We start from the raw sequence: 22,727 nt of genomic DNA on the forward strand, positions 1-22,727 counted from the left end.
TTTCCATGTCAACGAAACCGCTCCGTGTCCTCGCGCTGACCTGCGCCACGCGTGCGGGCGCGCTCGGTCCCGCCGTGAGCCGGTGGCTGCTCGACGCGCTCACCCCCCGGGCGGCGGCACTCGACGTCGAGGTGGTGCCGGTGGCGCTCGGCGACCTGGACCTGCCGTTCCTCGACGACGAGGAAGCGCCGTCGTCGCGCGTGCACCGGCACGACCACACCCGCCGCTGGAGCGCGACCGTCGACGCGGCCGACGGCTTCATCGCCGTCACCCCGGAGCACAACCACGGGATGCCGGCGACGCTGAAGAACGCGCTGGACCACCTCGGCACCGAGTGGGCGTGGAAGCCGATCGGTTTCGTCAGCTACGGCCACACCTCGGCCGGCACCCGGGCCGTCCAGCACGCCAAGCAGGTGGTGACCGCGCTGCGGCTGGTCCCGACGGGCGTCACGGTCGCCTTCCGTACCGGCGACGCCGTGCACGACGGCCGACTGCGCCCCGACGCCGACCGGGACGCGACCGGCGTCGCCCTGCTGGACGAGGTGGTCCGGCTCGCCCACGCCCTGCGGCCGATGCGCGAGCGCGACCGGGCCACGCCCGGCCCGCTGCCGGGGTCGTACGCCCGGCGGCTGACCGTCGACGACGCGCCCGAGGTCACCGTGCTGCAACGGTGCTGCTGGACGGAGGAGGCCCTGGTCAACGACACCCTGGCCATTCCACCGCTGCACGAGGAGGTGGCGGAGGTGCGGCAGTGGCTGGCGGACTGGCACACCACCGGCCTCTGGCGCGACGGACGGCTGCTGGGCATGGTGCGGACCCGCCCCGACGGCACCGACTGCCACCTGGGACGGCTCGCCGTCGTACCCGACCTGCGCGGGCGGGGGGTGGGGCGGTGGCTGTTGCGGGCCGCCGAGGTCACCGCCGGACCGGGGTGCCGCCGCATCCAACTGTTCACCGGGGCCAGGAGTCTGCGCAACATCGCCCTCTACCAGAGCGTCGGCTACCGGCCGGTGTCACCGGCCGGCCCGGACGGCACCGTCCGCCTGGCGAAGCGACTGCCCGACACCGGACGCTGACCGGCCCGCCGGCCGACGGGCAGGCGTACCCAGGGCCGGGTCTGCCGACCGGTGGCGGCCGCCGGGATAAGGAACGATCGTTCTTGACTGGTCGTTCCTTAATCGTTAGTGTTCTCGGCATGGGCCGCCCGAGGGGTTTCGACGAAGAAGTCGTCACGGCCGCGGCGGCGGAGCTGTTCGCGGGCCGGGCCTACGACGGGGTGTCCGTCGACGACCTCGTCCAGCAATTGGGAGTGCACCGCAACAGTCTGTACAAAACCTTCGGCAGCAAGCGGGGGCTGTATCTCGCCGCGCTGCGGTGGCACCTCGATCACCGACTACCGCCGCTGACCGAGCAACTCGCCGCCGGCGCAGAGGTCGCCGACGACCCCGCACTCGACCTGCTGTTGTTGGCGGCGGTTGAGCGCGCCCCCCGCGACGTCGAGGTGGCGGCCCTCGTGACGAAGGCGTGGCAGGCGCTGGATCAGGCCCTGCAGCGGGCACCGGCGAACCACACCGACGGCTCGCACTCGACCGCGTTGAACGCCCTGCTGGGCGAGCGGCTGCGGGCTCGGGCCGCCGCGACGACGGCCGACCCTTCATAGCGCCGCCCTCCCCCGCCCGGCACCGCTCACGCCGGTGCCCCACCATGCCCCGCGGCCGGTGCCGCCGGGCCTACGAAAGGACTGTCGACATGGCCAGTGTCCGCATCGACGGCGACGATCTCGTCGTGGAGATCGAGGGTATGGACAGGTTGTGGTCGCTCAAGAGCCGTCTGGTGATCCCGTTGGCAAACGTCCGCGGTGCCACCGCCGACCCGGGGATCGCCGCCGAACCCAAGGGCCTTCGGGCACCGGGAACGAGTCTGCCCGGTGTGATCACGGCCGGCACCTTCCATCAGGACGGTGAACGCGTCTTCTGGAACATCCGTGACGGTGCCCGCGCCGTCGTCATCGAACTCGCCGACGAGCACTACGCCCGCCTGGTGGTGGAGGTCGTCGACCCGGCCGCCACGGTCGCCCTGATCGAAAAGGCGGTCCTGCGATGAACCCGCTCGGCCGGATGCCGCACGCCGCCCGCCGGATCGCCCGGAGAGCCGCGATCGGCGCCGTCGTGGTCGGGAGCATCGCCGCGGGGGCCCTGCCCGCCGCCGCCGTGCGGTCCGTGCCGACCACGCCCGCCACGGACCGCGAGATCACCTTCACTGTGGACGGCACCGTCACGTACGGCACCCTGCACATCCCCGCCCACCGCCGGGGGCAGCAGCTGCCGGCCGTGTTGTTGCTGCCCGGCAGCGGCCCCACCGACCGCAACGGCGACCAACCGCCCGCGCTCACCCCACACACCCTGGCCAAACTCGCCGAGGCGCTGGCGAGCGACGGAGCCGTCAGCCTGCGCTTCGACAAGTACGGCACGGGCCGGACCGGGCTGGGCGCCTACGCCGGGAAGCCCGAGACGATCGACTATCCCGCCTTCGTCCGCCAAGCCGATGCCGCATACCGGCTACTCGCCCGCCAGCCCGAGGTCGACCCGCGAGCGGTACGGCTGATCGGGCACAGCGAAGGTGCACTGACGGCACTACAGGTCGCGGTCACCACCGAACCTCGTGCAGCCGGAGTCGGGCTGTTGCAACCCCTGGCACAACGGTTCCTCGACGTGCTCGCCCGGCAACTGCACGACCAACTCGCCGCCGCCGTCGCCGCAGGTCAGCTGAGCCGGCAGGAGCAACGCGCCATCGGACGCGCCATCGACCAGGCCGTCGCCGATCTCCGGGCGCACCGCCCGCCGGACACCACAGGCATGCCGCCCGCCCTCGCCGCACTCTTCCAGTCCCTCGGCGGCCCCAACCGGCGCTACGTGGAGACCATCGACGCCATCGACCCCGCCTCGGTCGCACGCCGGCTACCGCCCCGGACCCCTGCCCTGCTCACCTGCGGAACCATCGACCAGCAGGTCCCGTGCCCCACGACCACGCGGCTGGCAACGGCGCTGAGGCGGGCGCACACCGGCGGGCCCGGCCGGATCGTGCTGTCCGACGTGGCGCACGATCTGACCGACCCCACGAATCCGGGCGTGCTCGCCCCGGCGACACTCGACGCACTGCACCGGTTCATGAGGCATGGCACCAGATAGACGCGGCCCCCGCTCAGCGTCCCTGCCAGTCCTCGGCCTCGGTGAGCGGCACGGGGTGAGGTCGTCGCACCGTCGTGCCCAGCGCGATCCGCCGCCCCTCGGCCGCCGACCGGAGCAGGCCGGTCATCGTGTCGAGGACGTGCAGCGCCAGGTCACCGCCCGCCCGGGGGGCCCGGGTGTCGTCGGCCCGGACGGCGTCGAGCAGGCCGAGGCCCCGGGTGCCGTCCCGGTAGCCCGCGGTCGGCGCGAGCACCTGCCAGCCGTCGCCGCCGAGGGGGCACAGCCGGACCTCGCCGTCGAAGTAGTTCGGGTCGGGCACGGCGAGGGTGCCGGTCTCCCCGTGCACCTCGATCGGCGCGGCCGTCGTGGTCACCCCGTCGAAACTGGTCGTGATGGTGGACAGCACCCCGCTGTCGTGTTCGAGCACGCCTGTCACGTGGGTGTCCACCAGGACGGGGACGCGCTCGCCGAGACGCGGGCCGTTGCCGATCACCCGTTCCGGGCGCAGCCGGCTGGCCGTACCGGTCACCGCGCGGACCGGACCGAGCAGGTGGATCAGCGCCGACAGGTAGTAGGGGCCCATGTCCAGCAACGGGCCGCCGCCCGGGGCGTAGTAGAAGTCGGGGTGGGGATGCCAGCGCTCGTGGCCGGGGGTGACCATGACGGCCGAGGCGGCCAGCGGACGCCCGATCAGCCCACCGTCGATCGCCGCGCGGGCCGTCTGCGTGCCGGTGCCCAGGACGGTGTCGGGCGCGCAGCCCACCCGCACCCCGGCCGAGGCGGCCCGGTCGAGGACCGTACGGCCCTGCGGCAGCTCCACGGCGAGCGGCTTCTCGACGTACACGTGCTTGCCGGCGTCGATCGCGGCGAGCGAGACCTCCACGTGCGCGGCGGGGACGGTGAGGTTGAGCACCGTCTGCACGTCGGGGTGGTCGAGCAGGCGCGCGACGCTCATCGCCTCGGCGTCGGGGAGGGTCGCGGCGGCTGCGGCCGACCGGTCGGCGTCGAGGTCGGCCACCGCGACGACGCGCAGCTCGGGATGGTGGGCCAGGGTGTCCAGATAGGCGCGGGAGATGACCCCGAGCCCTACGACGCCGACGCGGTGCGGGTCGCCCACAGCATGCCCCTCTCGATGACGGTCCGCACGGACTGGTGCTCCAGCACGTCGAGGCTGTGCCCCGGGGTCGTCACGACGACCCGGCCGGCGCCCCACCGCCGGGTCCAGATCGCCGGCGAGGTGACCGGCCGGTGCCAGGGGTGCCAGTCGCGGGTGGGGTGGACGGTGGTGGCGAGGACGTCGACCAGGTCGTCGTGCAGCACCCAGTACTGCTCGGTGACCAGCTCGAAGTCGGCGATCCCGGCGGTGATCGGATGCTGGCGGCCGAGATCGGTGACCGTCACCGTGTGCGGGAGGAAGTTGTCCTCCTCCCCGCCGCGCCGCTCGCAGGGCTCCCGCCCCGGGTGCGTCGCGAACTGCCCGCCCACCAGGTGCAGGTAGTCCGACGAGGCGCGGAACGCGTCCACGATGCCGCCGTGCCAGCCGGTCAGGCCCGTCCCGGCGACGACCGCCGCGCTCAGGCCCGCCACCTGGTCGGCGGTGATCTCGGCCATCGTCATGCACTGCACGACGAGGTCGGTGCCGGCCATCGCGGCGGCGTCGGCGTAGACCTCGGTGGACTCCTCGATGCGTACGGAGTAGCCGTTGTCCGCCAGGAACGGCAGGAACAACTCCGTCGCCCGGACCGGCTGGTGCCCCTCCCAGCCACCGCGTACCACCAGTGCTCTGCGCTGCGTCACGCTCGCTCCCCTCCACCGTCGTCGTCGCCGGCCGGGCCGGCCGGTGCCGCCCCGGCGACGGATCGCCGCCGGGCGTGCCGGCCGGGCACCGAAACCGTACTCGGCTCCGCCGACACGATCGGCCCGGCGCGGATCACGGCACCGCCGACGGACCGGACCGCGGCGACGCCGGGGCCGTGGGGGCGTCCACGGGCGCAGCGGTGTCGTTGTTCGGCGACGGGTCGAGCCTGGCCGTCGGCGCTGCCCGTACCTTGGCCGGTAACGAGCCCGTCGCCGCCCTGCGCCGCTACGAGGCCGAGGAGCCGCCCGGGTGTCGCCGTCCGCACGCTCGCCTGGTTGCTGCCGGCCGGGCGCGGTGGCCCGCGGACGCACCAACACCGAGATCTCGGCCGAGCTGCACATCACGCTGAGCACGGTCAAGACACACGTCGCCAGCCTGATGGCGAAGTTGGGTGCGCGGAACCGGGTCGAGGTCGCGATGTGGGCGTACGAGACCGACCGGCTGCGCGGCGGCGGCTGAGCCGGGCTCTCCGGGCGACGCCGGTCGCGGCCGGGTCCCTCCACCACGGACGCCGCCGAAAGTACGGTCGACGGCCCCGACCATCGGCCGGTCCGACGGCGGCCCGTGGACCGATGAGCCGGCCGGGTCCGGTCGCCATGCTCGGGTCATGACGACGCGACGACGGGACTGGCCCCTCCTCACCGGGCTCATCGCGCTCAGCGCGCTCCCCACCTTCGGCGGCGCGCTGCGGGTGGCCGCCCTCTCCGGTGGGGCCGAGGTGACCCCCGCCAACGAACGCTTCTTCGCCGCACCGGTCCCGGTGCTGCTGCACATCGCCGCCGCCGTCACGTTCAGCCTGCTGGGGGCGTTCCAGTTCGCGCCGGGCTTCCGGCACCGCCACCGGACCTGGCACCGCCGGGCGGGCCGGGCGCTGGTCGGCTGTGGACTGATGGTGGCCGCGACCGGATGGTGGATGAACGCCACCTATCCGCTGCCACCGGGCGACGGTCCGCTGCTCATGGTGCTGCGTTACCTGTTCGCCGCAGGCATGTTCGTCGCCGTCGCCGCCGGTTTCGTGGCCATTCGACGGCGACGGCTGCACCAGCACCGGGCCTGGATGATGCGGGGCTACGCGATCGCCCAGGGCGCGGGGACCCAGGGCGTGCTGCTGTCGACCTGGGCGCTGGCGGTGCGGCCGACGACCGAATTGTCCCGGGCGTTGCTCATGGGGGCGGCCTGGACGCTCAACCTGCTCGTCGCCGAGTGGCTGATCCGCAGGCGGCGACCCGGCCCGGTCGCGGCGGCCCGCCAGGCGACGCTCGCCGCCACGGGATGACGGGCCCTCCCCTCCCCGGGTGGGCCGGTCGGCGGGTCAGGCGAACCGGTCGGCGAGCGCGGTCAGCTTGGCGACGTACGCCGGCCAGCCCTGGTCGTCGATGACGTGCGGATTCTCCCGTCGCCAGCCGACCGTCGCGTCGTGTTGCTCGCGCAGGATGTCGGCGTGGCCGGCGTGCCGGGCGAGATCGCAGGTCACGTGGATGATGATATGGTGCAGGGTCACGTCCTGGTGCCCCGGTCGCCACCACGGCACCCGCCCCGGCGCGTCGAGCGGCAACTCGGCGATCGTCTGGTCGGCGAACTCCCCCACCCGGCGGTACAGGTCGATCAGCCCGCCCTTCGTCTCGTCGGCCCGCGCGTACCAGTCCGCCTGCGGGTCCTCGTCGTACAGGTGCTCGGGGACCAGTTCGCCGGGGCTGGGGAACTCCCGGCCGAAGGTGGGGCCGAAGTAGCCGGCCTCGACGTTCAGGCAGTGCTTGAGCAGACCCAGCAGGTTGTTGCCGGTGGCGGTGCGCGGCCGCCTGGCCTCGCGTTCGTCGAGCCCCTCCAGCTTCCACACCAGGTCGTCCCGGGTGGCCCGGAGGTAGTGCCGCAGTGCCGCCTTCGGATCGTCCCGTCCCGTCATGCCCGCCAGTCTCCCCCACCGGTACGACACCCGTGAGGCGGACCCGTCGCGGCAAACAGCTTCCTGACAGTCGACGGTGATGCTTTGCCCCGGCGGGATCGCCGCAGAGCTGACCGGAGGCGTGACGATGAGGAAGCAACTGATGGCTGCGCTGTGCAGCACCGTACTGCTGGTTGGCGGGTGCTCGACCGCCGACGGGGACCCGCCCGCCGCCAGCGGCGGCAAGACCGGTGAGGCGGAGGTGGCCACCCTCCGGACCGGGGCACCCACCCTCACCGCGTCGGCGACGCCACCGCAGGCCGAGCGGCCACGGGAACGCCTCGACGACACCCCGGAGGACAAGAAGGAACGCCTCAAACCGTACATGAAGTGCCTGACCGAGCACGGCGTCGACATCACCAAGCGGCGGAGCGACGGCACCGGCGCGGAGGGGACCAGCGCGGCGTCCAAGGCCTGTGAGCACCTGATGCCGCTCCCGCCGTGGGAGTTCGACCCGGCCAACCCGGAGGCGAAGGACTTCGCCCGGGACGTCGTGCAGTGCCTCAAGGGCAAGGGCGTCCGGTACGTCGAGGTGGGCGCCGACGGCACGGGATGGGCCTTCGGCGGAAAGAACAACGACTCCGAGTCGATCTCCAAGGGGTTGAAGTACTCCCCGGCGTGCGAACGCGAGGTCGCCGCGAAGCGGAAGTGACCGCGCCAGCCGGCGGCGTCGTCCACCCCGGCGACGCCGCCGACGGTCGTCCGCAGGGCATCGTGCCACCGGTTTGTCAGGAACCGGTCAGGGCCGGGCATGACCATTTTCTCACGATCGCCGGTTCTTCCCGCCACCCGCCCGCCGAACTGCACACCGACCGTGAGGTGCCCGGTGCCATCGCCTTCCGCCGGATCCGCGACCCCCCTGACCTGCTCTATATTCCCCAGCATGTGCGCACACGTGATGCTCGCGGAGGACGATCCGCGGCAGGCCGAGGCGCTGCGCCGCTACCTCACCGCGGCGGGCCACCGGGCGACGGTCGTGGCCGACGGCGAGACGGCGCTGCGCCAGGCCCGGGAGCAGTCGTTCGACCTTCTCCTGCTCGACGTGATGCTGCCGAAACTGGACGGCATGCAGGTCTGCCGGATCCTGCGGCAGGAGTCGGACGTGCCGGTGCTGATGCTGACCGCGCGGTCGGCCGAGGACGACCTGCTGCGCGGGCTGGACCTGGGCGCCGACGACTACATGACCAAGCCGTACAGCCCGCGTGAGCTGGTGGCCCGGGTGCGCACCCTGCTGCGGCGGGTGCGTACGACGCCCCAGGAGTCACCCGTGCACCGGCTCGGGCGGCTCACCGTCGACGAGTCCCGACGCCTGGTCACCGCGGGGGACGCCACGGTCGACTGCACCGCCGGTGAGTTCGCCATCCTCGCCGCGATGATCCGGCAGCCCGGCCGGGTGTTCAGCAGGGTGCAGCTGCTCGAACACACCCGGGGCGTCGACCGGGAGTCGACCGGACGCACCATCGACGTCCACGTGATGAACCTGCGCCGCAAGATCGAGGCGAACCCGCGCCGGCCGCAGCAGCTGCTGACCGTCTACGGCGTCGGCTACAAGCTCAGCGCCGGCGCGTCGTGACCCGGCGGCAGCGGGTCCCCCTGCACCGCAGCCTGGTGGTGCGGCTGCTGGCCACCTCCCTGCTGGTCGCCATCTGCGCGATCCTGGCGACGACCTGGCTGGCCGTGCAGTCGACCACCAGGGCAATCCGCCAGGAGCAGGGCCGCTCGCTCGCCGACGACAAGAGCATCTACGACACGCTGCTGGACCACGCGGCAACCCACCGGGACTGGACCGGGGTCGACGCGGTGCTCACCGAACGGGCCGACCGGCTCGAACGGCGGATCACCCTGATGACCCCGGACCGGCAGGTGATCGCCGACTCCGCGCCTGACGGCCCGTCGTTGCAGACGGCCCGGCCGTCGGCGACCGTCGACCCGTTGCAGGTCGACCTGGGCCTGACCGGCGGGACCGAGCGGGTCGATCCGCGGGCGGTCGGACCGTACCGGTTGACCAAGCGGGAGAGCAGCACCACCCGGGAGATGGCCGAGCGGCAGCTCGGCTGCGTGCGTGCCGAGTCCCGGGCGGACGCGCGGGTCGTGGTGGACCCGGCCGGTCGCGCCTCGGTGCAGGTGAGCGACCCGAAGGACCGGGGCATCGTCGGGTTCTGCCTGCCCGACGAGCTGACCCGCCCGATGCCGAGCGAGGCCGCCGGGATCGCCCAGCTGGAGACCCTGACCAAGAACTGCCTCAGGGAGCTGGGCGCACCGACCCGGGTCGACATCCGCGCCGACCGGACCGCGGTACCGAGCCGCGACGACCGCTTCGACGAGCAGATCGCCGGCTGCCTGCAGCAGGCCCGGACGACCCAGCTCCGGGCGTACGTGGCGCCACCGGCGCTGCTGTTCGTCACCGACAAGACGCAGGGCGGCGCCGAACCGGTGTTCAACCTGTCCCGGGCCAACGTGGTCCGCATCGCCCAGGTGACCGGGGCGGTGCTGGTGGCCACCGTGCTGATCACCGTGCTGGTCGGGCGGCGACTGGTCCGGCCGCTGCGGGCGCTCACCGACGCCACCCGGCAGCCGATGGACGAACCGGCCCGGGTGCCGGTGACCACCCGCGACGAGATCGGCATGCTGGCCACCGCGCTCAACGATCTCGCCGCCCGACGCGAGCAGACCGAGGCGCTGCGCCGGAGCATGGTCAGCGACGTGGCGCACGAGCTGCGGACGCCGTTGACCAACATGCGCAGCTGGCTGGAGGCCGCGCAGGACGGCCTGGCGCAGCTCGACACACAGCTGCTCACCCTGCTGCTCGACGAGGCGCTGCTGCTGCAACACATCATCGACGACCTGCGTGACCTGGCCGCCGCCGACGCCGGTGACCTGCGTATCCACCGTGAACCGTATTTCGTGGCCGACCTGCTGGAGCAGGTCGTCGAGGCGCACCGGGGCGCGGCCGAGGCGGCCGGGGTCCGGCTGGGCACCTCGGTGGGCGCCGACGTGGAGATGGCGGTCGACGGCGCCCGGCTACGCCAGATCGTCGGCAACATCGTCGCCAACGCGGTGCGGCACACCCCGGCGGGCGGTTCGGTGGTCGTGCGCCTGGAGGTACGCGACGACCAGCTCACCATCGCCGTGTCCGACACCGGCACCGGTATCGCCGCCGCCGACCAGGCCAGGATCTTCGAGCGGTTCTGGCGGGCCGACGACTCCCGCACTCGCAGCACCGGCGGCAGCGGGCTAGGGCTGTCGATCGCCCGCAAGCTGGCCGAGGCGCACGGTGGCACGATCGGCGTCGACAGCGTTCTCGGCCGGGGCAGCACCTTCACCGTCCGACTGCCGATCGTCGTCCCGGCCCGGGGCTGAACCCACCGCCGCCGTCCGTCCCGCCCGCCTGCCACCGGTTCCGGGCGCGGCCGGGTCGTTTTACATTGAGATGATGGCCTTCGCGCTGTCCGTCGTCCGTGACCGGGGCCGGGTCGCGGCGGCGGTCGCGGCGCTCGGCCCGGGACCCGCAGCCCCGGCTGCCGCTGCGCACCCTGCCGGAGGCGGTCGCCGGCCGGGCGGAGGCGGCGTCGGACGCCGCGGCGGGGCTGCTGGCGCTGGTGGAGGGGCTGGGGGTGTACCTGTCGGCGGGCAGTACACCCCGGCGCGGGCGACCGCCGCCCTCGACCACCAGTTGGACCTGCTCTTCGGCTGACGAGGGGCCGTGGGTCGGGCCGGCGTCGCCCCGGTGGGGACCGTTCGCCGTGCGGTCGCACCCGACCCGTGCGATCCTCTGTGGACAGTGATCGTCACCTATCGACAGGGGACTTCCATGCGATCTCGGCTCCTCTCCATCGCCTCCGCGCTGACGCTCGCCGTGAGCGGCTCGGTGCTGGCCCTGATACCCGCCAGCCCGGCCAGTGCACACTGCGACGGCCACGGCCAGCACCCGGACCTGTACAACGGGGGCGGGATCTCCTGGGGCGACGGAACCTTCATCCGCGCCTACCCGCACCAGGACTGCCAGCCCAAGGGCCAGGGATACCCGAACCAGAACATCGACGTCCACTGCGCCACGCTCACCGGTGACCTCTGGTTCTTCGTCCGTAACACCAGCACCGGGATCAACGGGTGGGCCCGGCGGGACGCGCTGCGCTTCTCGCAGAGCGTCACCATCGCCGACTGCTCCAACGGGTTCGCCCCGCACCGCGTGGCCTGAACGGTCACCCGGCCCGTGTCCGTCGGCCCGGGTGACCACTGACCGGCAGCCCGGGGTGGACGCCGACGGCGTCCACCCCGGGCGACGTCAGGTGAGCAGGGCCGGCCGCAGTTCGCCGCCCACGTTGATCGTGCCGACCACCCGGTCGCCGGTGAGGTCGAAGACGTCGACCGTCCGGTTGGTGCGCATGAGTTCCCGCACCGACGGCGGCAGCGGCGGGGGTTCCTTCATCGCCGCCCGGACGTCCCGGGTGGTCGAGATCAGCCGACCGACAAGCGACGCCCCGTCGTGGTCCACCCGCACCCGGCCGTACTCCCAGCCGCAGGTGGTGAGGTCGAGCACCTCGAACAGGCGGGCGAGCAGCGGATGGGGGTCGGTGGCCCGGACGAACTGCGCCGCCCGGGTGCCGACGACACTGGTGGCGGCGGCCACGTGCACGTACGGGTGCAGGCCGCCCGGCAGCGCGAACAACGGCCAGTGCAGCCGGCCACCGGCCTCGCGCCACAGTGGCCGGTAGTTGCGCCGGTCCACCGGGAACCGCTGGCCGGTACGCCGGTACAGCTCCGCCGTCTGGGCCAGCAGGTCCGCGTGGGCCGCGTCGGCGAACTCACCGACGATCGACGCCGCCACCGCCAGGCCGTCGCCGTCGTCGAGCAGCCGGACCATCGCCGCCACCTGGTCGGCCGGGCGGACGGCCAGGTGCGCGCCGAAGCGCTGCCGCACCTCGGCCGACAGCGCCGCCTGCCGGACCGGATCGTCCTGGACCTGCCGGCCCCCGCCGCCCAGCACCCGCCCGAGCCATCCCATGTCGCCTCGTCTCCACCGCCGTCACCGACCGCAGCCATGCTAATGCGGCCGTGCGTCAGAGATAGCGGACGCCTGTCAGTTCCTCGGCCGCCGTCCACAGCCGCCGGCCGACGGCGGGGTCGGTGGCCTCCCGGCTGGCCCGCACCTCGGTGACCGGCCCCCGGGTTTGGAAGAACCGGGCCGGGCCGAAGAACTGACCGCCGTGGACCTGCGGGTCGGTGGCGGCGCGCAGTTGGGGCAGCGCACCCTGCTCGACCGGTTGGGTGGCCAGCAGGCCGAGCCGGGCGATCACCAGGCCGCGCCGGCCCTGGTGGGACCAGGCCCGGGGGGTCAGGTTGGTGCGGGTGACACCGGGATGGGCCAGCACGCTGAGCACCGGCGATCCGGTGGCGCGCAGCCGGCGGTCCAGTTCGATGCCGAAGACGGTGGTGGCGAGCTTGGACCGGCCGTACGCGCCGGCGCCCCGGTAGCCGTGCTCGCCCATCAGGTCGGTGAAGTCCAGGTGTGCGTTGCGGTGGGTGATCGAGCTGAGGCTGACCACCCGGGCCGCCCGCGCCGCAGCCAGGTTGCCCAGCAGCAGACCGGTCAGCGCGAAGTGCCCCAGCAGGTTGGTGGCGAGGTGCAGTTCGTGGCCGTCGACGCTGGTCCGGCGCGGGCCGAGCAACACCGCACCGGCGTTGTTCACCAGCAGGTCGAGCACCGGGCGGTCGGCGGCCAGCGATGCCGCGAACTCCCGTACCGAGGCGAGGGAGGCGAGGTCGAGTTCGCGTACCTCGACGTCGCCGCCGATGTGGCGGGCGGCCCGCCGGCCGGCGGCGGTGTCGCGCACGGCGAGCACGACCCGCGCCCCCCGGCGGGCCAGGGCGGTGGCGGTGACCAGGCCGAGGCCGGAGTTCGCACCGGTCACGACGGCGGTGCGGCCGTGCTGGTCGGGGATGTGGTCGGTGGTCCAGGTCATCTGCTGCTCCCTGACGGTCGGGTGGGACCGCCGACGCTAGGGGCCGGCCGGGCGGCACCGGTCGTACCCGGTTGCCTAGGTCCGGCAGACCTACCCGCGCCGGTCCGGGCCGCGCCACACTGGCGACATGACCCACCCGTACGCCCGTGAACTCGGTGACTTCCTGCGTGCCCGGCGCGGCCGGCTGCACCCCCGCGACGTCGGCCTGGAGCCGGGCGGGCGACGCCGGGTCACCGGGCTGCGCCGCGAGGAGCTGGCGCTGCTGGCCGGGTTGAGCACTGACTACTACCAGCGGATGGAGCAGGGCCGGGAGGTACGCCCGTCCGACGACGTGCTGGACGGGCTCGCCGCGGCGCTCGGCCTCGACGACGAGGAACGCCGGCACCTGTTCGCCCTGGCCCGCGCCGCCCGCCGGCCGGTGCCCGCCCGGGTCGACCACGGCCCGGAGCGGGTGCCGGAGAGCACCAGGCGGCTGCTGCGGGTGATGGACACCCCGGCGGTGGTGCTCGGCCGCCACCTGGACCTGCTCGCCTGGAACACGTGGGCGGTGGCGCTGCTCGGCGACCCGGCCGGCTACCCGCCGGACCGGCTCAACATGCTGCTGCTGATGTTCGACGAGGCGGCGACCCCGCTGCGGCGCTGCGCGGCCTGGGAGCAGCAGGCCATGGACTACATCGGCATGATGCGCGCCGCCGTCGCCACGGACCCCACCCACCCCCGGGCCACCGCCGTCGTCGGCGAGCTGAGCATCCGCAGCGCCGAGTTCCGCCGGCTGTGGTCCCGGCACGACGTGCGCGGGTCGGTCAACGGCACCAAGACCTTCCAGGTCCCCGAGGTCGGTGACATCGTCCTGGACTGGGACACCTACCCACTGCCGGGCAATCCCGGCCCGGTCATGCTCGTCTTCACCGCCGAGCCGGGCAGCGCCGACGCCGACGCGCTGCGGCTGCTGACGTCACTGCGGGCAACCGGCCGGTCGGATGAGAGTTATCCGACACGCCGACGCGACATCTAGTGTTGCCTCTCCCCCATCCACGCCATATATGGTGTGCCACGCAGCTGGTTCGACCGGGCCCCGTGGTCCGGTCGAGGCAACAGGGAACCCGGTGGAAATCCGGGACTGCCCCGCAGCGGTAAGTGGGAACGACAGCCGTCATCGAGCACTGGACCACGAGGTCCGGGAAGCGACGGCCAGTAGGCGACCGGTACCCGGTCACGCCCGCGAGTCCGAAGACCTGCCAGTGCGCCGTGCGCTGCTGCGCGCGGCGGTCGGAGGTCGCGCGGGACGACCGACGCCAGCACCCGGGCCGGCCGCCGTGCCGTGCCCGTTGGCGTTCTCCCGCGTCCGACGGCCATCGGTGACAGCGAGGAGAGGTCATGACGAACATAGCGCAGAGCCCACCGTCCGACGTCGACGGCGCGGAGCCACGCCGGCCGGCGATGCGGGTACGCAAGCGCGACGGCGACACCGAACCGGTGGACGTCAACCGGATCGTCACGGCCGTCGCCCGGTGGGCCACCGACCTGGACGAGGTCGACCCGCTGCGGGTCGCCACCAAAACGATCAGCGGCCTCTACGACGGGGCGACCACCGCCGAGCTGGACAAGCTGTCGATCCAGACGGCGGCGGAGCTGATCGGCACGGAACCGCAGTACTCCCGGCTGGCGGCCCGGCTGCTGGCCGCGTACGTGGACGAGGAGGTACGCGGGCAGGAGGTCACCTCCTTCAGCGAGTCCATCCGGTACGCCCACGGCCTCGGCCTGATCGCCGACGACACCGCCGCGTTCGTGGCCCGGCACGCCCGGCAGCTCGACGACGCCGTCGACCCGGCCGGTGACCTGCGGTTCGAGTACTTCGGGTTGCGTACGGTGGCCGACCGTTACCTGCTGCGGCACCCGCAGTCGCGGCTGGTGGTGGAGACGCCGCAGTACTGGCTGCTGCGGGTGGCCTGCGGGCTGTCCACCACACCCGACGAGGCGGTCGGGTTCTACCGGCTGATGTCGTCGCTTGCCTACCTGCCGAGTTCCCCGACGTTGTTCAACTCGGGCACCCGGCACACCCAGATGTCCTCGTGTTTCCTGGTCGACTCGCCGCGCGACGAACTGGACTCGATCTACGAGCGCTACCACCAGGTGGCGAAGCTGTCGAAGTTCTCCGGCGGCATCGGCATCTCCTGGTCGCGGGTGCGCGGCCGGGGCGCGCTGATCCGGGGCACCAACGGCCGGTCGAACGGGATCGTGCCGTTCCTGAAGACCCTCGACGCCGGGGTGGCGGCGGTCAACCAGGGCGGCCGGCGCAAGGGGGCGGCCTGCGTCTACCTGGAACCCTGGCACCCGGACATCGAGGAGTTCCTGGAACTGCGGGACAACACCGGCGAGGAGGCCCGGCGGACCCACAACCTCAACCTGGCCAACTGGATCCCCGACGAGTTCATGCGCCGGGTCGAGGCCGACGGCGAGTGGTCACTGATCGACCCGTCGGACGCCCCCGAACTGCCCGACCTGTACGGCGAGGAGTTCGACGCGGCGTACCGGGTCGCCGAGAAGAAGGCGGTCCGCACGGTCAGGGCCCGGGACCTGTACGGGCGGATGATGCGCACCCTGGCGCAGACCGGCAACGGGTGGATGACGTTCAAGGACCCGGCGAACCGGCTGTCCAACCAGACGGGCGTGCCGGGCAACACGATCCACCTGTCCAACCTGTGCACCGAGATCCTGGAGGTGAACAGCGACACCGAGACGGCGGTGTGCAACCTCGGCTCGGTCAACCTGGGCGCGCACCTCACCGACGACGGCGTCGACTGGGACAGGCTGCGCGAGACGGTCCGGACGGCGGTGGTGTTCCTGGACCGGGTGATCGACATCAACTACTACCCGGCCGAGCAGGCGGCGGCGTCGAACCCGCGCTGGCGGCCGGTCGGGCTGGGGCTGATGGGGCTTCAGGACGCGTTGTTCGCGCTGCGGCTGCCGTTCGACTCGGCCGGGGCCCGGGAGCTGTCCACCCGGGTCCAGGAGGAGATCTTCCTGACCGCCCTGGAGACGTCGACCGGTCTGGCCGAACGGTTCGGCGCGCACCCGGCGTACGCGCAGACCCGGGCGGCCCGGGGTGACCTGCACCCGGACCTGTGGGGGGTCGAACCCACCCAGACCGCGCGGTGGGCCGCGCTGCGCACCCGGATCGCGGCGCACGGCCTGCGCAATTCGCTGCTGGTGGCGATCGCCCCGACCGCCACGATCGCGTCGATCGCCGGCTGCTACGAGTGCATCGAGCCGCAGGTGTCCAACCTGTTCAAGCGCGAGACCATGTCCGGGGAGTTCCTCCAGATCAACACGTACCTGGTGCGGGAGCTGAAGGCGCGCGGGCTGTGGACGTCGGAGATCCGCGACCAGATCAAGCGGGCCGAGGGTTCGGTGCAGGGGATCGTCGACCTGCCCGCCGAGGTGCGGGAGTTGTTCCGTACCGCGTGGGAGCTGCCGCAGCGGGCGCTGATCGACCTGGCCGCCGCGCGGGCGCCGTACATCGACCAGTCGCAGTCGCTGAACCTGTTCCTCAGCGCGCCGACCATCGGCAAGCTGTCCTCGATGTACCTGCACGCCTGGAAGTCCGGGCTGAAGACCACCTACTACCTGCGGTCGCGTCCGGCGACCCGGATCCAGCAGGCCACCGTCGCCGTCGCCCCGGTCGCCGCGGCCGACGCCGAGGCGCTGGCCTGTTCCCTGGAGAACCCCGAGAGCTGCGAGGCGTGCCAGTGACCACCGTCGACGAATCCCGCACCGCCGGGCGGCAGCTGCTGCTCGACCCCGGCATGGACCTCACCCTCCGGCCGATGCGCTACCCGCACTTCTTCGACCGGTTCCGGGACGCCATCCGCAACACCTGGACGGTGGAGGAGGTCGACCTGCACTCCGACCTGGCCGACCTGGAACGGCTGTCGCCTGCCGAACGGCACCTGGTGTCCCGCCTGGTGGCGTTCTTCGCCACCGGTGACACGATCGTCGCCAACAACCTGGTGCTCAACCTCTACCAGCACGTCAACTCCCCGGAGGGCCGGCTCTACCTGTCCCGGCAGCTGTTCGAGGAAGCCGTGCACGTACAGTTCTACCTGAACCTGCTCGACACGTACGTCCCCGACGAGCAGGAACGGTTCGCCGCGTTCGCCGCCATCGAGAACATCCCGTCGATCCGGCGCAAGGCCGAGTTCTGCTTCCGCTGGATCGACTCGGTCTTCGAGCTGCGGGAGCTGCGTACCCGTGCGGACCGGCGGGCGTTCCTGCTCAACCTGATCTGTTTCGCCGCCTGCATCGAGGGGCTGTTCTTCTACGGCGCGTTCGCCTACGTCTACTTCCTGCGGTCCCGGGGTCTGCTCAACGGGTTGGCGTCGGGCACCAACTGGGTGTTCCGCGACGAGTCGATGCACATGGCGTTCGCCTTCGACGTGGTGGAGACCGCCAGGCGGGAGGAGCCGGACCTGTTCGACGCCGACCTGGAACGTCAGGTGACCGAGATGCTCGCCGAGGCCGTCGAGTGCGAGGTGCAGTTCGCCGAGGATCTGCTCGACCAGGGGGTGTCGGGGCTGTCGCTTGCGGACATGCGGGCCTACCTGGAGCACGTCGCCGACCGGCGGCTCGCCCAGCTCGGCATCGCGCCGCGCTACGGCGCGCAGAACCCGTTCGCGTTCATGGATCTGCAGGACGTGCAGGAGCTGTCGAACTTCTTCGAGCGCCGGGTGTCGGCCTACCAGGTGGGGGTCAGCGGCAGCGTCAGCTTCGACGACGACTTCTGACGCGCCCATGGTGGCCCGGTCCGGTGGGGTGTCCGACCCCCCGGACCGGGCCGCCGGGCCGGATCACGTCGTGGGTCCGGTCTCGGAGAGCCGGCCGTCGGCCAGCCGGAGCCAACGGTCCACGGCGATCCCGGCCAGGAACCGGTCGTCGTGGCTGACCACCACGAACGCCCCCCGGTACGCCAGCAGGGCGCTCTCCAACTGGGCCACGCTGACCAGGTCCAGGTTGTTGGTCGGCTCGTCGAGCAGCAGCAGGTGCGGTGCCGGCGAGGCGAACAGGAGGCAGGCCAGGGTGGCGCGCAGCAGCTCACCGCCGGAGAGCACCCCCGCCGGCAGGTGGACGCGGGCACCCCGGAACAGGAACCGGGCCAGCAGGTTCATCCGCTCCGCCTCGGTCCGCGACGGGGCGAACCCGGCGAGGTTCTCCGCGACCGTCCGGGTCGGGTCGAGCAGGTCGAGGCGCTGTGACAGGTACGCCACCCGCCCCGACGCCCGCGCGACGGTACCCGCGTCCGGCTCCTGTCGGCCACCGACCAGCCGCAGCAGCGTCGACTTGCCCGCGCCGTTGGGCCCGGTCAGGGCGATCCGCTCGGGACCCCTGACGGTCAGGTCGATCCCGTCGCCGGCGAAGACCTGCCGGCCCGCGTAGCCGGCCCGCATCCCGTGGCCGACGAAGACGGTGCGACCGGCGGGCACCGTGGTGTCGGGCAGGTCGAGGACGAGCTGGTCGTCGCGGCGGGCCGCGCCGCTCGCCTGGTCCAGCCGGGCCTGGGCGTCGGTGACCCGGGCGGTGTGCACGTCGTCGGCCCGGCCCGCCGACACCTGCGCGTCCCGCTTGAGGTTGCCGGCGACGATCCGGGGCAGCCCCGCGTCGGACAGGTTCCGGGCGGCGGTCGAGGCCCGACGGGCGGCCCGCTCGCGGGCCTGCTGGAGTTCCCGCTTCTGCCGCTTCACGTCCTGCTCGGCCTGACGCAGCTGCCGCTCGGCGACCTCCCGCTCGGCCCGTACCACCTGCTCGTGGTGGGTGAAGTTGCCGCCGTACCAGCGGATCTCGCCGTGGTCGAGGGCGGCGATGCGGTCCATCTCGTCCAGCAGCGCCCGGTCGTGGCTGACCACGAGCAGCGCGCCCGGCCAGGACCGCAGCACGGCGAGCAGTCGTGCCCGCGCCGGCCGGTCGAGGTTGTTGGTGGGCTCGTCGAGCAGCAGCACGTCGGGTCGTTTGAGCAGTTCGGCGGCGAGGCCGAGGGATACCACCTCGCCGCCGCTGAGGGTGCCGAGCCGGCGGTCCAGCGTGACCCCGGTCAGGCCGAGCCGGTCGAGGGCGACGCGGGTGCGGTCCTCGACGTCCCAGTCGTCGCCGACGGTGGTGAAGTGCTCCTCGGCGGCGTCACCGGCCTCGATGGCGTGCAGCGCGGCGACGACGCGGTCGACCCCGAGCACCTCGGCGACGGTCTGCCGCATCGCGAAGGGCAGGTGCTGCGGCAGGTAGCCCAGCACCCCCTCGACGGTGACGCTGCCCCCGGTGGGACGCAGTTCGCCGGCGATGAGCCTCAGCAGGGTGGACTTGCCGGCCCCGTTCGCCGCGACCAGGCCGGTACGGCCACCGGGAAGGGAGAACGACAGGTCCTCGACGACCGGGGTGTCATCCGGCCAGGAGAAGGACAGGTGGGAGCAGACGACGAAACTGTCGGACATGACGGACCTCGGAGACAGGTGATCCGGGCGCGCGGGCGCTGCCCGGGATGAGCAGGGCAGGACGACAGGGGCGACGCGACGGGGCGGTCATCCGCCGTCGGTCACCGCAGCCGGGTGGTCACCCGGAGATGTCGTCGTCACCTGCCACGATTTACTCCCTGTCCTGGTCGACCGGACCAGGATAACCCGGTCGGTGAAGCCGCCGGCCGGGTGGCCAGCGTCGACAGCACCGACCCGATCCGGGCGACGACCCGCACCTCACCGCCGCCCGCCTCGATGTCGTAGTGGTGCCGTTCGTCGAGGCGCACCACCCGGCAGGGGTGCAGCCGCCGGCCGGGAGGGGGCCGTCGAGCCGTCTCCCGGCCGCGCAGTGCCGCGTCAGCCCACCGGCACGGGCCGCCGGACCGGGCCGAGGTGCCGGGCGTACGCGCCGGTGGTGAAGAACGCGGGCAGATCCTCGCCGAGGGCGGTGTCCTCGACGATCCGCGCCGCCCGGTCGGCCCGTTCCCGGTCGACGCCGTCGCGCCCGGCGACCAGGGCGGCCAACTCCTCCGCGAGGATCGACCGGACCAGGTCTTCGGTCACGCAGCCGCCGTCGGCCAGCGGGGTGCCGTGGTGCAGCCACTGCCAGACCTGGCAGCGGGCGATCTCGGCGGTGGCCGCGTCCTCCATCAGGTTGCCCAGCGCCACCGCGCCGGTGCCGCCGAGCCACGCGTCGACGTAGCGCACCGCGACGGCGATGTTGGCCCGCACCCCGGCGGCGGTGACCCGACCGGGGGTCTTGTCGACGGCGAGCAGGTCCGCGGCGGTCACCGCGACGTCGTCCCGCAGCCGGTCGAGCTGGTGCGGGCGGTCGCCGAGCACCGCGTCGAACTCCCGGCGGCAGGTGTCGACCAGGCCCGGGTGGGCCACCCACGAGCCGTCGAACCCGTCGCCGGCCTCACGCCGCTTGTCGGCCCGGACCCGGTCGAGGGCCACCTCGTTGACCTGCGGGTCCCGGCTCGGGATGAACGCGGCCATTCCGCCGATCGCGTGCGCCCCGCGCCGGTGGCAGGTCGCCACCAGCAGTTCGGTGTACGCGCGCATGAACGGCACCGTCATGGTGACCTCGGACCGGTCGGGCAGGACGAAGTCGGTCCACTGCCCGAAGTTCTTGATCACGCTGAAGATGTAGTCCCACCTGCCGGCGTTCAGCCCCGCCGAGTGTTCCCGCAGCTCGTAGAGGATCTCCTCCATCTCGAAGGCGGCGGTGATCGTCTCGATCAGCGTGGTCGCCCGGATGGTGCCCCGGGGCAGGCCCAGGCGCTGCTGGGCGAAGAGGAAGATGTCGTTCCACAGCCGCGCCTCCCGGTGCCCTTCCAGCTTCGGCAGGTAGAAGTACGGCCCGGCACCGGCGTCGAGCTGCCGCTGCGCACAGTGGAACAGGTGGAGCCCGAAGTCGACCAGGCTGGCCGAGATGGGCCGGCCGTCCACCACGATGCCCTTCTCCACCAGGTGCCAGCCGCGCGGCCGGACGACGATCGTGGCGAGTTGTGCGCCGAGGGCGTACCGCTTGCCGCGCGGGTCGGTGAAGTCGATGCGCCGGTCCAGGGCGTCGATCAGGTTGAGCTGACCGGAGATGACGTTGTGCCAGGTCGGTGCCGTGGCGTCCTCGAAGTCGGCGAGCCACACCCGGGCCCCGGAGTTGAGCGCGTTGACAGTCATCTTCCGGTCGGTCGGCCCGGTGATCTCGACCCGCCGGTCCTCAAGTCCCGGCGCGGGCGGGGCCACCCGCCAGTCGGGGTCGGCCCGGATCGCGGCGGTCTCCGGCAGGAAGTCGGGGAACTGGCCGGTGGCGTAGCGGTCCCGACGGGCCCGGCGGGTGTCCAGCAGGGTCACCCGGCGGGCGGCGAACTCGCTGTCCAGCGCCACCAGGAACTCCAGCGCCGCAGGGGTGAGGACCTCGTCGAACCGGTCGGCCAGCGGGCCGACGATCTCGTATCTCATGCGAACTGCTCCTCTTCGGTGGAGCCGCGCAGGGCGGTGGTCTCGGCGGCCGGGTTGAGCACGGTGCTGATCAGGTCGAAGTAGCCGGTGCCGACCTCGCGCTGGTGTTTGACGGCGGTGTAGCCGGCCGGCTCGGCGGCGAACTCGCGTTCCTGCAACGCCACGTAGGCGGACATCCCCTCGGCGGCGTAGCCCCGGGCCAGGTCGAACATCGAGTAGTTGAGGGCGTGGAAGCCGGCGAGGGTGATGAACTGGAACCGGTAGCCCAGGTGGCCGAGTTCCCGCTGGAACTTCGCGATGGTCGAGTCGTCGAGGTGTTTGCGCCAGTTGAACGACGGCGAGCAGTTGTAGGCGAGGAGCTGGTCCGGGTACTCGGCCTTGACCGCCTCGGCGAAGCGGCGGGCCACCTCCAGGTCGGGGGTGGAGGTCTCCATCCACAGCAGGTCGGCGTGCGGGGCGTAGGCCAGGCCCCGGGCGATGCACGGCTCGATGCCGTTGCGCACCCGGTAGAACCCCTCGGCGGTGCGCTCGCCGGTGACGAACGGCCGGTCCCGCTCGTCGACGTCGGTGGTGAGCAGTGTGGCGGCCTGCGCGTCGGTGCGGGCGATCACCACCGACGGCACCCCGGCCACGTCGGCGGCGAGCCGCGCCGCCTCCAGGGTGCGCACGTGTTGGCCGGTCGGGACGAGCACCTTGCCGCCCAGGTGGCCGCATTTCTTCTCGGCGGCGAGTTGGTCCTCCCAGTGCACGCCCGCCGCGCCTGCCCCGATCATGGCGGTCATCAGCTCGTAGGCGTTGAGCGGGCCACCGAAGCCGGCCTCGGCGTCGGCGACGATCGGCGCGAGCCAGTCGATGCCGTCGTCGTCGCCCTCGGCGGTGGTGATCTGCCCGGCGCGCAGCAGCGCGTTGTTGATCCGACGCACCACGGCGGGCACCGAGTTGGCCGGGTAGAGGCTCTGGTCGGGGTAGGTGTGCCCGGCGAGGTTGGCGTCGGCGGCCACCTGCCAGCCGGAGAGGTAGATGGCCTTGAGACCGGCCCGGACCATCTGCACGGCCTGGTTGCCGGTGAGCGCGCCCAGGGCGTGGATGTAGTCCTCGGTGTGCAGCAGCCGCCACAGCCGCTCCGCCCCACGCCGGGCCAGGGTGTGCTCCTCCTGGACGGCCCCCCGCAGGCGGACCACGTCCTCGGCGCGGTAGCTGCGGCGCACCCCCCGCCAGCGGGGGTCGGTCTCCCACTCGGTACGCAACCGCTCCACGGCGTTCTGCATGATCTCGTCTCCTCGGATGTCGTGACGCCGGCACCGGCCGTCG

The 22,727-nt window shown here is 72.7% G+C and carries 21 protein-coding genes, 1 pseudogene and 1 riboswitch; of the genes and pseudogenes, 14 read left to right on the forward strand and 8 right to left on the reverse strand.

Annotated features, from left to right (window positions below; all coding sequences use genetic code 11):
- Positions 1–5 precede the first annotated feature (5 nt).
- From Q2K16_RS07955 to Q2K16_RS07970, 4 genes are all read left to right on the forward strand, one after another.
- A complete protein-coding gene (locus Q2K16_RS07955; protein ID WP_302744466.1) occupies positions 6–1,076 on the forward strand; it encodes a bifunctional NAD(P)H-dependent oxidoreductase/GNAT family N-acetyltransferase in 1,071 nt (356 codons plus the stop codon).
- A 119-nt stretch (positions 1,077–1,195) separates the two neighbouring features.
- Positions 1,196–1,660 carry a TetR/AcrR family transcriptional regulator gene (locus Q2K16_RS07960; protein WP_302744467.1) on the forward strand — a complete coding sequence of 155 codons (465 nt, stop codon included), beginning with the start codon at positions 1,196–1,198 and terminating at the stop codon, positions 1,658–1,660.
- A gap of 89 nt (positions 1,661–1,749) precedes the next feature.
- A complete protein-coding gene (locus tag Q2K16_RS07965) occupies positions 1,750–2,103 on the forward strand; it encodes a hypothetical protein (RefSeq protein WP_302744469.1) in 354 nt (117 codons plus the stop codon).
- A complete protein-coding gene (locus Q2K16_RS07970) occupies positions 2,100–3,188 on the forward strand; it encodes an alpha/beta hydrolase family protein (RefSeq protein ID WP_302744470.1) in 1,089 nt (362 codons plus the stop codon). Before Q2K16_RS07965 ends, Q2K16_RS07970 begins: the two co-directional genes overlap by 4 nt.
- A 13-nt stretch (positions 3,189–3,201) precedes the next feature.
- Here the strand turns inward: Q2K16_RS07970 and Q2K16_RS07975 are convergent, their stop codons facing one another.
- Positions 3,202–4,305 (reverse strand): Gfo/Idh/MocA family protein, encoded by a 1,104-nt coding sequence (locus tag Q2K16_RS07975; RefSeq protein ID WP_302744471.1) that lies wholly within the window; start codon positions 4,303–4,305, stop codon positions 3,202–3,204.
- The gene (locus Q2K16_RS07980) at positions 4,275–4,985 is read right to left on the reverse strand and encodes a ThuA domain-containing protein (RefSeq protein ID WP_302744472.1); all 711 of its coding nucleotides are present in this window, start codon (positions 4,983–4,985) and stop codon (positions 4,275–4,277) included. The genes Q2K16_RS07975 and Q2K16_RS07980 overlap by 31 nt, the downstream gene beginning before the upstream one ends.
- A gap of 355 nt (positions 4,986–5,340) precedes the next feature.
- On the opposite strand from Q2K16_RS07980, the pseudogene Q2K16_RS07985 reads away from it, so the two are divergent.
- Together Q2K16_RS07985 and Q2K16_RS07990 are read left to right on the forward strand one after the other, a co-directional pair.
- A pseudogene (locus Q2K16_RS07985) lies at positions 5,341–5,505 on the forward strand (response regulator transcription factor); the annotation flags it as partial.
- A gap of 148 nt (positions 5,506–5,653) precedes the next feature.
- Positions 5,654–6,322, forward strand: coding sequence for a DUF2306 domain-containing protein (locus Q2K16_RS07990; RefSeq protein ID WP_302744473.1), 669 nt, complete (start codon positions 5,654–5,656; stop codon positions 6,320–6,322).
- Between the two features lie 36 nt (positions 6,323–6,358).
- Here Q2K16_RS07990 and Q2K16_RS07995 read toward each other — a convergent pair whose 3' ends face one another.
- The gene (locus tag Q2K16_RS07995; RefSeq protein ID WP_302744474.1) at positions 6,359–6,949 is read right to left on the reverse strand and encodes a DinB family protein; all 591 of its coding nucleotides are present in this window, start codon (positions 6,947–6,949) and stop codon (positions 6,359–6,361) included.
- A gap of 127 nt (positions 6,950–7,076) precedes the next feature.
- Here Q2K16_RS07995 and Q2K16_RS08000 point away from each other — a divergent pair, with 127 nt between their 5' ends.
- The 5 genes from Q2K16_RS08000 (at position 7,077) to Q2K16_RS08020 (ending at position 11,186) form a co-directional block, all read left to right on the forward strand.
- Positions 7,077–7,640: a hypothetical protein gene (locus Q2K16_RS08000; RefSeq protein ID WP_302744475.1), complete on the forward strand. Its 564-nt coding sequence runs from the start codon at positions 7,077–7,079 to the stop codon at positions 7,638–7,640.
- A 231-nt stretch (positions 7,641–7,871) separates the two neighbouring features.
- A complete protein-coding gene (locus Q2K16_RS08005) occupies positions 7,872–8,561 on the forward strand; it encodes a response regulator transcription factor (RefSeq protein ID WP_302744476.1) in 690 nt (229 codons plus the stop codon).
- Entirely contained in the window at positions 8,558–10,348 is a 1,791-nt protein-coding gene (locus Q2K16_RS08010) for a sensor histidine kinase (RefSeq protein ID WP_302744477.1), read from the forward strand. The genes Q2K16_RS08005 and Q2K16_RS08010 overlap by 4 nt, the downstream gene beginning before the upstream one ends.
- A 98-nt stretch (positions 10,349–10,446) precedes the next feature.
- The gene (locus tag Q2K16_RS08015) at positions 10,447–10,773 is read left to right on the forward strand and encodes a hypothetical protein (RefSeq protein ID WP_302744478.1); all 327 of its coding nucleotides are present in this window, start codon (positions 10,447–10,449) and stop codon (positions 10,771–10,773) included.
- Positions 10,774–10,799: 26 nt separating this feature from the next.
- Positions 10,800–11,186, forward strand: a complete 387-nt coding sequence (locus Q2K16_RS08020; RefSeq protein WP_302744479.1) for a hypothetical protein — start codon at positions 10,800–10,802, stop codon at positions 11,184–11,186.
- Between the two features lie 87 nt (positions 11,187–11,273).
- On the opposite strand, the gene Q2K16_RS08025 is transcribed toward Q2K16_RS08020, so the two are convergent.
- Together Q2K16_RS08025 and Q2K16_RS08030 are read right to left on the reverse strand one after the other, a co-directional pair.
- Positions 11,274–11,993, reverse strand: a complete 720-nt coding sequence (locus Q2K16_RS08025) for a hypothetical protein (protein ID WP_302744480.1) — start codon at positions 11,991–11,993, stop codon at positions 11,274–11,276.
- Positions 11,994–12,048: 55 nt separating this feature from the next.
- Positions 12,049–12,951, reverse strand: a complete 903-nt coding sequence (locus Q2K16_RS08030) for an oxidoreductase (RefSeq protein ID WP_302744481.1) — start codon at positions 12,949–12,951, stop codon at positions 12,049–12,051.
- A gap of 127 nt (positions 12,952–13,078) precedes the next feature.
- Here Q2K16_RS08030 and Q2K16_RS08035 point away from each other — a divergent pair, with 127 nt between their 5' ends.
- From Q2K16_RS08035 to Q2K16_RS08045, 3 genes are all read left to right on the forward strand, one after another.
- Entirely contained in the window at positions 13,079–13,966 is an 888-nt protein-coding gene (locus Q2K16_RS08035) for a helix-turn-helix transcriptional regulator (RefSeq protein ID WP_302744482.1), read from the forward strand.
- Positions 13,967–13,993: 27 nt separating this feature from the next.
- Positions 13,994–14,208, forward strand: a riboswitch (cobalamin riboswitch).
- Between the two features lie 120 nt (positions 14,209–14,328).
- Positions 14,329–16,704: a ribonucleoside-diphosphate reductase subunit alpha gene (locus Q2K16_RS08040; protein ID WP_302744483.1), complete on the forward strand. Its 2,376-nt coding sequence runs from the start codon at positions 14,329–14,331 to the stop codon at positions 16,702–16,704.
- Between the two features lie 53 nt (positions 16,705–16,757).
- Entirely contained in the window at positions 16,758–17,735 is a 978-nt protein-coding gene (locus tag Q2K16_RS08045; protein ID WP_302746402.1) for a ribonucleotide-diphosphate reductase subunit beta, read from the forward strand.
- Positions 17,736–17,798: 63 nt separating this feature from the next.
- Here Q2K16_RS08045 and Q2K16_RS08050 read toward each other — a convergent pair whose 3' ends face one another.
- From Q2K16_RS08050 to aceA, 3 genes are all read right to left on the reverse strand, one after another.
- Complete coding sequence (locus Q2K16_RS08050) at positions 17,799–19,430, reverse strand: ABC-F family ATP-binding cassette domain-containing protein (RefSeq protein ID WP_302744484.1); 1,632 nt, start codon at positions 19,428–19,430, stop codon at positions 17,799–17,801.
- Positions 19,431–19,808: 378 nt separating this feature from the next.
- Positions 19,809–21,416, reverse strand: a complete 1,608-nt coding sequence (aceB, locus tag Q2K16_RS08055) for a malate synthase A (RefSeq protein WP_302744485.1) — start codon at positions 21,414–21,416, stop codon at positions 19,809–19,811.
- Positions 21,413–22,684, reverse strand: coding sequence for an isocitrate lyase (gene aceA / locus Q2K16_RS08060; protein WP_302744486.1), 1,272 nt, complete (start codon positions 22,682–22,684; stop codon positions 21,413–21,415). The genes aceB and aceA overlap by 4 nt, the downstream gene beginning before the upstream one ends.
- Between the last annotated feature and the right edge of the window lie 43 nt (positions 22,685–22,727).

It is taken from the genome of Micromonospora cynarisoli (genome assembly GCF_030518815.1).
Lineage (GTDB): Bacteria > Actinomycetota > Actinomycetes > Mycobacteriales > Micromonosporaceae > Micromonospora > Micromonospora wenchangensis.

Excerpts from the sequence above, each read along its gene's own strand:
- Q2K16_RS07955 (WP_302744466.1), top strand. The coding sequence starts at position 6 with ATGTCAACGAAACCGCTCCGTGTCCTCGCGCTGACCTGCGCCACGCGT.
- Q2K16_RS07960 (WP_302744467.1), top strand. The coding sequence starts at position 1,196 with ATGGGCCGCCCGAGGGGTTTCGACGAAGAAGTCGTCACGGCCGCGGCG.
- Q2K16_RS07965 (WP_302744469.1), top strand. The coding sequence starts at position 1,750 with ATGGCCAGTGTCCGCATCGACGGCGACGATCTCGTCGTGGAGATCGAG.
- Q2K16_RS07970 (WP_302744470.1), top strand. The coding sequence starts at position 2,100 with ATGAACCCGCTCGGCCGGATGCCGCACGCCGCCCGCCGGATCGCCCGG.
- Q2K16_RS07990 (WP_302744473.1), top strand. The coding sequence starts at position 5,654 with ATGACGACGCGACGACGGGACTGGCCCCTCCTCACCGGGCTCATCGCG.
- Q2K16_RS07995 (WP_302744474.1), bottom strand. The coding sequence starts at position 6,949 with ATGACGGGACGGGACGATCCGAAGGCGGCACTGCGGCACTACCTCCGG.
- Q2K16_RS08000 (WP_302744475.1), top strand. The coding sequence starts at position 7,077 with ATGAGGAAGCAACTGATGGCTGCGCTGTGCAGCACCGTACTGCTGGTT.
- Q2K16_RS08005 (WP_302744476.1), top strand. The coding sequence starts at position 7,872 with ATGTGCGCACACGTGATGCTCGCGGAGGACGATCCGCGGCAGGCCGAG.
- Q2K16_RS08020 (WP_302744479.1), top strand. The coding sequence starts at position 10,800 with ATGCGATCTCGGCTCCTCTCCATCGCCTCCGCGCTGACGCTCGCCGTG.
- Q2K16_RS08025 (WP_302744480.1), bottom strand. The coding sequence starts at position 11,993 with ATGGGATGGCTCGGGCGGGTGCTGGGCGGCGGGGGCCGGCAGGTCCAG.
- Q2K16_RS08030 (WP_302744481.1), bottom strand. The coding sequence starts at position 12,951 with ATGACCTGGACCACCGACCACATCCCCGACCAGCACGGCCGCACCGCC.
- Q2K16_RS08035 (WP_302744482.1), top strand. The coding sequence starts at position 13,079 with ATGACCCACCCGTACGCCCGTGAACTCGGTGACTTCCTGCGTGCCCGG.
- Q2K16_RS08040 (WP_302744483.1), top strand. The coding sequence starts at position 14,329 with ATGACGAACATAGCGCAGAGCCCACCGTCCGACGTCGACGGCGCGGAG.
- Q2K16_RS08045 (WP_302746402.1), top strand. The coding sequence starts at position 16,758 with ATGGACCTCACCCTCCGGCCGATGCGCTACCCGCACTTCTTCGACCGG.
- Q2K16_RS08050 (WP_302744484.1), bottom strand. The coding sequence starts at position 19,430 with ATGTCCGACAGTTTCGTCGTCTGCTCCCACCTGTCCTTCTCCTGGCCG.
- aceB (WP_302744485.1), bottom strand. The coding sequence starts at position 21,416 with ATGAGATACGAGATCGTCGGCCCGCTGGCCGACCGGTTCGACGAGGTC.
- aceA (WP_302744486.1), bottom strand. The coding sequence starts at position 22,684 with ATGCAGAACGCCGTGGAGCGGTTGCGTACCGAGTGGGAGACCGACCCC.